This window comes from Paraburkholderia sp. SIMBA_054, from assembly GCF_046534875.1.
GTDB lineage: Bacteria > Pseudomonadota > Gammaproteobacteria > Burkholderiales > Burkholderiaceae > Paraburkholderia > Paraburkholderia hospita.
Genome location: NZ_JAWRXV010000089.1, coordinates 25,928 through 34,865, shown reverse-complemented (window position 1 = coordinate 34,865; position 8,938 = coordinate 25,928). Strand labels below are relative to the sequence as shown.

The 8,938-nt window shown below is 55.1% G+C and carries 6 protein-coding genes; 2 read left to right on the top strand and 4 right to left on the bottom strand.

All coding sequences use genetic code 11. The features are described from left to right. Nucleotides 1-204 precede the first annotated feature (204 nt). Both SB822_RS50375 and SB822_RS50370 read left to right on the top strand, forming a co-directional pair. Nucleotides 205-666, top strand: coding sequence for a helix-turn-helix domain-containing protein (locus tag SB822_RS50375; protein ID WP_410858286.1), 462 nt, complete (start codon nucleotides 205-207; stop codon nucleotides 664-666). Next, nucleotides 663-1,211, top strand: coding sequence for an IS630 family transposase (locus SB822_RS50370; protein WP_410858285.1), 549 nt, complete (start codon nucleotides 663-665; stop codon nucleotides 1,209-1,211). Before SB822_RS50375 ends, SB822_RS50370 begins: the two co-directional genes overlap by 4 nt. 423 nt (nucleotides 1,212-1,634) lie before the next feature. Here SB822_RS50370 and SB822_RS50365 read toward each other — a convergent pair whose 3' ends face one another. The 4 genes from SB822_RS50365 to SB822_RS50350 all read right to left on the bottom strand — a co-directional run bounded on the left by SB822_RS50365 (nucleotide 1,635) and on the right by SB822_RS50350 (nucleotide 8,899). Next, nucleotides 1,635-2,843: a hypothetical protein gene (locus tag SB822_RS50365; protein WP_410858284.1), complete on the bottom strand. Its 1,209-nt coding sequence runs from the start codon at nucleotides 2,841-2,843 to the stop codon at nucleotides 1,635-1,637. Between the two features lie 1,275 nt (nucleotides 2,844-4,118). Then, the gene (locus tag SB822_RS50360; RefSeq protein WP_410858283.1) at nucleotides 4,119-5,291 is read right to left on the bottom strand and encodes a GNAT family N-acetyltransferase; all 1,173 of its coding nucleotides are present in this window, start codon (nucleotides 5,289-5,291) and stop codon (nucleotides 4,119-4,121) included. Between the two features lie 735 nt (nucleotides 5,292-6,026). Then, entirely contained in the window at nucleotides 6,027-6,764 is a 738-nt protein-coding gene (locus SB822_RS50355; RefSeq protein WP_090837660.1) for a class I SAM-dependent methyltransferase, read from the bottom strand. Between the two features lie 212 nt (nucleotides 6,765-6,976). Continuing rightward, on the bottom strand, nucleotides 6,977-8,899 hold the full coding sequence (locus tag SB822_RS50350; protein ID WP_410858282.1) for an acyltransferase family protein: 1,923 nt from the start codon (nucleotides 8,897-8,899) through the stop codon (nucleotides 6,977-6,979). Nucleotides 8,900-8,938: the final 39 nt, after the last annotated feature.

The following is an 8,938-nucleotide window of genomic DNA, read 5'->3' as shown; positions in this document are numbered from 1 at the left end:
CGGTCGCTCGAAGTATGTATTATTCAATACTACCAGGTATCACTTTGCTGCAAACACCTTTTTATGACACAGTGAGATTAGGCGCTCCATCTGGTGCTGCAGCGGCATCGGCGGCTGCCCAATCAGAACGTTATGACATAAGTGGACCTGGTAAATCTGTTTGAATTTCGCTAACCTGGCGCCTTCTTGATGCCGGGGTAGCGGATGAAGTGTGAGGTAGAGCTGAACGAAGCCGAGGAAATAACGTTGCAGCAGCTTTCGATCAATCACCGGTATCGTGACACGCGCACGCGGGCGGCGGGCCTGCTGATGCTCGGGCGCAGGATCAAGCCCAAGGTCATTGCCGAGCAGCTTGGTGTGAGCGGACAGAGTATCTACAACTGGTCGCACGCATGGCGCGACAGCGGTGTGTGCGGCCTGATGTGTGGCCATAACGGTGGCCGTCCGCCTGCGTTGTCTGACGCAATGATCAGCACGGCCCTTGAGGTGGCGCGAGCTGAGTCGTTGACCCTTGCGCAGATTGGACAACGCGTGCAGGCCATTCTCGGAGAACCGCTGCCATGCCGGATCGAAACGCTCGGTGAGGCACTCAAGCGCGAAGGCTTCTCGTTCAAACGCAATCGCTACGCGCTCAAAAAAAGCGCAACGAAGAGGAGTTCCAGTTGAAAGCGGATACGCTCGGCAAGCTGCAATGTGCCGCGCGCGACGGTCAGTGCCGCCTGTTCTATTTCGACGAGGCAGGCTTCCGTGCGGCGCCGCCCGTTCAGCGAAGCTGGTCACCACGGGGCTTGCCCCACAGTATCGAGCCCAACAGCCATTGCAAACGCAGCGTCGTGGGCGCGCTTGACTTCGGTAAGAACAGCTTCATCTACGCCGCGAGCGCCAGAACGGTGAAAGGCCCTGATGTCGTCGATTTTCTCGACTCGCTGATCCGCAAGGGCGATGGCTGTCCGACGGTGATCGTGCTCGACAACGCGAGCATCCATCACAGCATTGATCAGAACACACTGGACCGCTGGTTTCTGGAACACAAGGCACTCCTGTTCTATCTGCCGCCGTACAGCCCCGAGCTGAATCTGATCGAGATCGTCTGGAAGCACTTCAAATACCACTGGCGACGCTTCGTCACGTGGACCAGGGAAACCATCGACTCTGAACTCGCTGAGCTGCTCGGCGGATACGGCACCAGATTTCAAGTCAATTTCTCGTGAACACTTACCATTCCTTGACGCGTGGGATTGCGCAGTCCATCGGATATAGAAACTTCGCGATATAAGCCGTCTCGCCCGCAGTTTGAGAGACGGCCGGGGCCGTTCGACCAGGTGGTCCCGTCATGTGACGCGGATTCGCGATATGGCACCCAGTCTCGTCCCTTAAAGAAAGTCTGGAAGAGCGGGGGCCGTAAGCAGTCGGTTGTGTCACAAAAAAAATGGCAGAGGAAATATCCTCTGCCATTTTCGAATCGTTGCTACGCATCAGCAAATCGTGGCAATCCCCGGTTGGAGCCGGGGCTGCCGAAGCACCTCAAAACGTATTGCCCAGCCGGGGAAGCGATGGCCACGGCAAAGCCGCTCCGGGCGCTATGTGATCTCCGTGCAATAACTCGCCCATATCGCACGGAAGAACTCGCCTGATTACGGCGTCACCGAGCAACCGGTCACGCAGGTGTTGTTCGAATACTGCGCCGCCTTGATGCCCCAGTTCTTGCCGATGATGGTACGGCTGGGGATATTGGCGCCACGGAAACCCTGCGCATTGCTCGTGCCCGACACCGTGTTGTTACGCACGATGTTGGTCGAGTAGTCGGCGCTCGCCGCCACGCCGCCCGTGAGCATCACCGACGAAGTCATGTCAGGTGCGCCATAGCCGTACACAGCCTTGATCGTGTTGTACTCGATCACGTTGTGGCCGGTCGCCTGGGTCGTGTTGTCGTTCTCGATACCCACCGCGCAGTCGGTCACCGTGTTATGGCCGATGTAGCCATTGGTGTGAGCAACGAACACCGGACCATAGTAGCCGCAGCTTGCAAACGTGTTGTAGATGATCTTGTCGCCACTGCCGCCATTGGGCGCGCCGTAGGTCTGGAACATCGACTGGCCGAAGAACTGCTTGAAGCTGTTGCCTGCCAGGAAGAAGTTGCTTACCGGACCGGTCGTTTCGACCGGAATATCCCAGTGACGGTTGTCATTGTTGTAGTACTGCGGGGCCGCGGTGTTTGCGCCCACGAAATTGCACTCAACGATACTGTCATTCGTATAGGCGTTCTTGTAGTCGCCGATCACGAACATCTGCATGTTGTAACCCGTGGTCCGCTTCAGGATGGTGCCCTGGCACTGGATGTGGCGGTTGCTCACCCGCACATTGAGCGTGCCATTGATCACGCAGGTGCCGGCAGGAACCAGCACGTCGCCCGCATTGATCGCCTTCTGGAACGCAGCCGTATCATCGGTCGAGCCATTGCACTTTGCGCCATAGGTGATCGGGTTCACCGGATTCACCAGTGCCGGCGGCGTGTATTGGGTAGCCGACGACGTGGTCGTGGTGGACTTCACATAGCACGCCTTGATGTAACCAGTAGCGGGATCAGCCATCGCGCTGTTGCTACACGGCACGCTGCTGCTGTAGGGGCCATTCACTGCGTACATGGCCGATGGCGAGTTCGGAGGCCATGCACCATAGAGCACGCTCTGCGTGCCGGAGAAACTGCAGGTGCCGTGCTCGTCGGCACACTTCGTCCATGTGACGCCGTTGACGGTAACCGAAGCCGGATTGCCCGCTGCATGCGCTGCGGAAAAGAAGGTCAGTGAAAACAGAACTAATAAGAAGTACTTAATGTGTCTCATTGATTTGGTCAAAATGTGAATATGAAATCGGCAAGCAGCTCGCTAGATGAGCTGGGCTGTGACAATCAACCACATTCGACGCGATTAGTAGTACGTAATGTGGCGCGTTAAATGCTCCGCGCAGCAAAGTGCTGTTTAGCGACGAAAGCCTGTGGATTGCACTACCAGGATCAGAGGGAGATCGTGAAGCTCTCCCAATGGGTTCGAGCTGCTACACGTATCGGGCGACCTTCACCGCGCGTCGACGGCTCGTCTCACGCGCCTCTGGCGAAAAGCCGCCTATGAGCTGGCTACGCCGGCGGCTGGCCGTTCGCGTTGACGTCGGTGGACGGCGCGCTTGTCGGGGAAGCCTTGGACTGAGTGTCTGCGGAAGGGGGCGCAACCGATGGATTATCGCCGCCGCAGGCGGAAAGCACGAGCGAACCGGCAATGAGCGCCGCACCGGTCAATATCGCGCGACGTGTAAGGACTGGGTAGCTGGAGGGAGGAGTGTTGGTACTTCTCTTGAGGAAAAGATTCATTGGCCTTGCCCTTGCGGGCGCGTTTGTACGAACAAACGTTCGTGGGTCAAAAGGCGGTCGACCGTCAACGCGACGATCGAGGGCGAAGCTCGCGATAAGCGAGCGAGTGAGAGCCGTATGGACGCGATATCCACTCCTCACCGGATGACCGCCAAAGGCGGACGTATGGGGGAAAAGGAAAAGCGCTACCGCCGCAGATATCAAGACTCAACGTCGTCAATCTGTAACGGCCCATCACAAGGATGGACTCTCACGGTGGTTGGTTCTATCGGCAAATTTGGAAAATGCCGTCGGGTGACGCCGATTTGTCGAGAAGGATTTTCCTACTCCAACGAAACCTTTCAAAGTGATTCGCTCGCCAAATCGTAACTTATTGTAACTAGAAAGCGACTAGCGAAAGGCGCAGTCGCCAAGCGCAGTGAGCCCGCAGCCTTGGGCGTTCACCTCAGTTCGCGGCGCTGTTTACCCCGGGTGGGTTTTCCCTTACCGGAAAATATTTTGTAACGATTGAAATGTTAAGAAGAATGCCAATTTATCTGACTAATGGTACTCAATTAAAGTGCCACAACCCAGTGCGCGGAAGATAAATTTCGGCGAGGGTCAGATGTGCGGATTGGTCTGGCGCGGCGAACGAAATCTAGTGAAATCGTTGCGTCCCTTTGTAGTCGACGCGTAGGGAATCACACGCCGCATAGCGATTACGCGTGCGCCTGCATGAATTTTTTCTATTGCCGCGCATCTTGCCGCGAATCTGTCATATTTCGTGTGAATTCCCGGTACTTGCGTAACGCGCGCCGGCTGTTGATGATGGGGCCGCAAAAGCACCTTCTCGCGCAGTGCGCTTCACCTCGAACGGCAGTCGTTGCACAATCATTCCGATACGTCCCCACCATGAAGCGACGGTCCGCAGTGTCCATACGTTTGTCACGTTGCCGCGCGCCCAGAACTGTTTGTATCGCTCCGCGCCTGATCCGAAGTCGACATCGTACTGGCGGTCAAACGCCCACTTCACCACATATTCGAAAGCAAGTAGTCCGGGAGAGCTCTTCGCATATGCCTCGTTAAAACTTCCGATCACCGTGCTCACGCGGTTATTGCTGACGCAAAAGACCAGCGACACAATCGGAACACCGTCGAGTGCAATCATGAGCAGATGCGCGCGCGACGAAGGCGACTGCGACGATATCCACTCCACGAGGAAGTTGCGGTAGTGAACCGAATCGAGCCAGGGCCCGCGCTTGCCGACACGATCACTCCAGTGGCGCTTCCATTCGAACATGAGATCGACGGCATACGCCACTGCTGACTTGTCGCACGGATCGATGAACTTCCATTCGAGGTGCCCTTTCTTAGACAGACGGCGCGCAATGGAACCGGGCTTTCGTCCGTGCGGTGGCCCTAGTGAATCGCTGAACGATGCCCAATCACGACCTGCGCATTCCTCACTGAGTTTAGCTACGTAAGAGTCGCTGCGTCTCTGGATAACCAGCGGGCCGGCCTTCGAGGCTATGCGGTAGAGGTGCGTGCGCTCGTGCAGAAACGGAAGGTGTAGAAAGTCGGCGCCGCACTCTCGCATTGCAACGCGCCAGGCGCCCTCGACACACTCGGCGCTCCGTGCCCAAGGATCGACAAGCAAATCTGAATAGTCGGCAGCTTCCGGACACAGCGGACACAAACAGGTCCATAGAAATCGCTTATGAGCGACCAGCGGCCAGACCAATACGAGCTTGCCTTTGTCACGCAATACGATGCATCGCAAGGAACGCCCTTTGGGTCGAGCCACTTGTTGCCATGCGATCCAGCAAAAATCGAAGGACTGATAGTGAAAGCCATTCGCACGTTTCAAGAGATCGTCCCATTCCCCTTTCAATGCAAGTAGCTTCTGTTCATCAGTGACGATTTCGTACTGCAATTCGGAGTCCCTCATCTGTGCCTCGAGTGAGCCAGATTGATTTGCTTTTACCCAACTTATGACGATACATATACGCTCATAATTGCACGTGCCGAAACTGGAGGGAACCCCAATTGCGCGTGCGCGGTGCGTTCGCGCACATTTGAAGGATTACTGAAGGAAATGTAACTGGTCGCATTGTTGAATCCACGATGTGGCATAAATAGCCCGACTAAGTATGCGGCCCAATTGCGACGCAACAATGAGTCAAGGTGGCGATTCAACGCGAGCAAAAACTAGCAAAGAAATAGTTTAGATAACTGTTCATTGAGAGAACGCAGGACGGCACCCACGCGGGATGCGATGTGCGCGAGAATCGCTTTGCGTGCGCACGGGACCACGGAATGTGGAGCTTGAGCGAGGTTGAGTGTATCTGTGCAGACGCCGGACCGAAGCTAACACTCGGGGAAGAGCAGGTCGTCACGTTAGCCGACGGACGCCACCTGGTGATCAACGAATGGACAATGAGCAGCCACGAGAGCTCGATCGCAATCGTTAGAGCGCCGATCTCCGTAGTCATAGTGGTTGTGGGAAACCGCTGCCACGTGAGACTATGCGTGCAGCAAGAGTCGACCGACCAGCAAGTCGGGGATGATCGACGGCGCTCACCGTCGTCTGCGCCATCGGAAAAAAGACCCTCATTCACCCCGCGACTTGCTCGTCAGAGCGCAGCGCCGTTCGAAGCCATTTCTCAAATTGGAAAAAGTACCGTCAGAGCGGCTTGCGAGCGACGAAAATCATGCCGGCCAGCTTTCTCACAACAAGCTGTTGTGCAAATGCGGGCAAATAAGTGGCAGCTTTTTTCCGCTCTCCAAGTCGTAGTTTCAGCCAATAATCTTCGATGTGCACAACGTCACAGAAGTATTTATCGTAAGTCGCGTCAATCTCTCGGCGTGGTCTGTAGTAAGTCCACTTATCAAGCCATTCGCAAAACTCCTGGCTCCATCCAATCACGTTTTTGTCCTGCTTGTGATAGCCGAGACCGAAGGCCCTGCACGCCGCTGCATAGTAGATTCTTGGGCGGCTGCCTTTCGGAAACCAATGAAGAAAAGGGACTCCACAGTGTCCCTCACGCCATACTCCCTTATCGGGAAAGAGACTGATAACCTTGCCGCCTGGCTTTAGAACCCGCCGTACTTCAGCCAGGACATTGTCGAGGTTATCAACATGCTCCATAACCTGATTGTTTATGACAAAGTCAAACGAAGCGGATTCAAATGGGATGGCTCCGCCTTCCATTTTTACAATGATGCCATCGGTCGATGTAAGGTCAGTTAATGAAGAGTAAGCTGCGCCTTCGTAAAATACATCGCACCCGAATGCTTCGACACCTTGCAGTCGCAAGTCTTTGACAATTCGCCCGGCACCACAACCATAATCGAGAACGCGGACATTATTTCCGCGTCGTTGATCGAGAATCCACTGAACACAGAACTCATAGTTGTTCATTTTCTTACCCCATCCGAACTGAAACTACGATTGGACTCGCTGCCAGCAACCGTGACTCAAAGATAGGCTGCGCTGATGCGTCCGAGCGACGTACACCTGTCTATCCCCGGGTACTTTACGCGAGAAGGTAAAAAGAAATGCTTCTTGTCGTCGCGATTTCTCCAACTTATGTTCGTTACCTCACATAAAGGATGCACGATTTACTATGACAACTAGAATATCGTCTTGAACATTGGCACAAGGAATCTATTCCCGTATTCGCTCATGTGATGCATGTCTGAATAGAGCGGTCTGCCGCGGTACGAGCCAAGACACTTTCCATTAGGACAGAGGTAGGGGGTTGGATCGAGCAGCTGCACACCGCACTGGTCGCGGGCTTCACGCATTAGATCGAGCACACGATCGTTGCGCTTGTAGTACTCGGCGACATCCAGGGTCACGTCCGGGGCGGCCGGGTTTGCAATCTTTTCACGTGCAAGGGCGGTGGGAAGGTTCACATCGAATTCGGGAACGGGTTGGACAAGATAGACTGGTCTAACTTTCGCAAGGTCGCACATCGTCTGGAGAAAGTGCTTTTTGTACTGATCCATCGAGAACGCAGTGGCTTTGCCGTTGGGATGACCGGCATCCACGAAAGACAGCTTGTTCCTGCTATTACCCGACGTATATTCAGACCAGTGATTCACAATAACAACGGGCGGCATCTTCGGAGAAGTCTTCTCAAGCAAACCAAGGTACTTCTGGTTGGCTTCCAGACAGGCGCCGTCGTCACGGCGCACGCCTTCAATGGTTGGACACCCCTGGACCGCGATCAGAATGACATCGCCGCGCTTGCCGTTCGGCACCGCTGCGTTGACTGCTTCGGCGAGCGCTTCCGCGTGGCTGTCACCGATGACTACGGCACGGCTTTTCACTTGCGTTTTGTACACGTCGCATGGATCCAGCAGCATGTGGCAGACGCTGCGATCCGGATTGGTGTCATATGTCTCGCGGTCGGCGACGTAGACCGAATGATCGAAGCGGTCGGGCATGCCCTGCCGGTAGTAGACCACTCCGCCACCGACAAATGTCGCCAGTGCAAATGCAAGTGTCACGCGAAGTGGAACAAAGCGCATCGATAGATTGCGGACTGAAGTCGTCCCATGCGTACGCATTTCGACGAACTTCCACGAGAGATAGCCGAGCATCATCGAGGCGACGATGCCGCTCGCCACCCATATTGGATTTGCAGACCTGTCGAAGTAGCTAATCCAGACAACTATCGGCCAATGCCACAGATACACCGAATACGATATCTTGCCGATGAATTGTGCGAACCGGGAACCGGTCACGCTGGAATCGTCCCGCGCAGCTGCGACGATCAGCGCGGTGCCCAGAACAGGTACTACCGCCGACCATCCGGGCCAGCTCATACGCGCGTTGAAGGTCACTGTCGCAAAGGCGATGAGCAAAAGACCAGTCCGCTCCAGAGCAACGCGGGCGCGTGCGGATACGTGTATCGGGTACAAGTAGACCAGAGCCCCCGCGAGCATTTCCCATGCACGCGTGGGCAACAGGTAAAAGGCCGCGGTGGGCCACTTCGTTGGTGCAGAAAGATAGACGCAGATGGCGAAGGAGATAACCGTTCCAGCGATGATCCACCTACGTACCCGCAAGACTGGCAGCCATTTTGTCAACAGGACGAGCACGAGTGGATACAGCATGTAAAACTGCCATTCCACTGACAGCGACCAGGTGTGCAACAACCACTTATCGAGCGAGCGAACGTCGAAATAGCCAGCTTCGCGCCAGAACGCGATATTGGAAAAGAATCCGATACTCGCTGCCGTTTCTTTACCAAGGGCACGAAACTCTGAGGGCAGGAGAATGATCCATCCAAAGACGAGCAATGCGAAACAAAGTACCGCAAGTGCGGGGATGATTCGACGTGCACGGTACTTGTAGAACGTCAGCGTCGAAAAAGATCCTTTGTTGATGCCCCTGAAAATGATGTCGGTCATCAGGAAGCCGGATATGACGAAAAACACGTCAACGCCAACAAAGCCGCCAGCGAAGTGAGGCACCGAGAAGTGATAAAACACAACGATCAGTACGGCGATGGCACGGACACCGTTAATATCGCTTCTAAACTTCATATAAACCTCCCGGAATCGCTCCGTTCAAGCGATTATGGC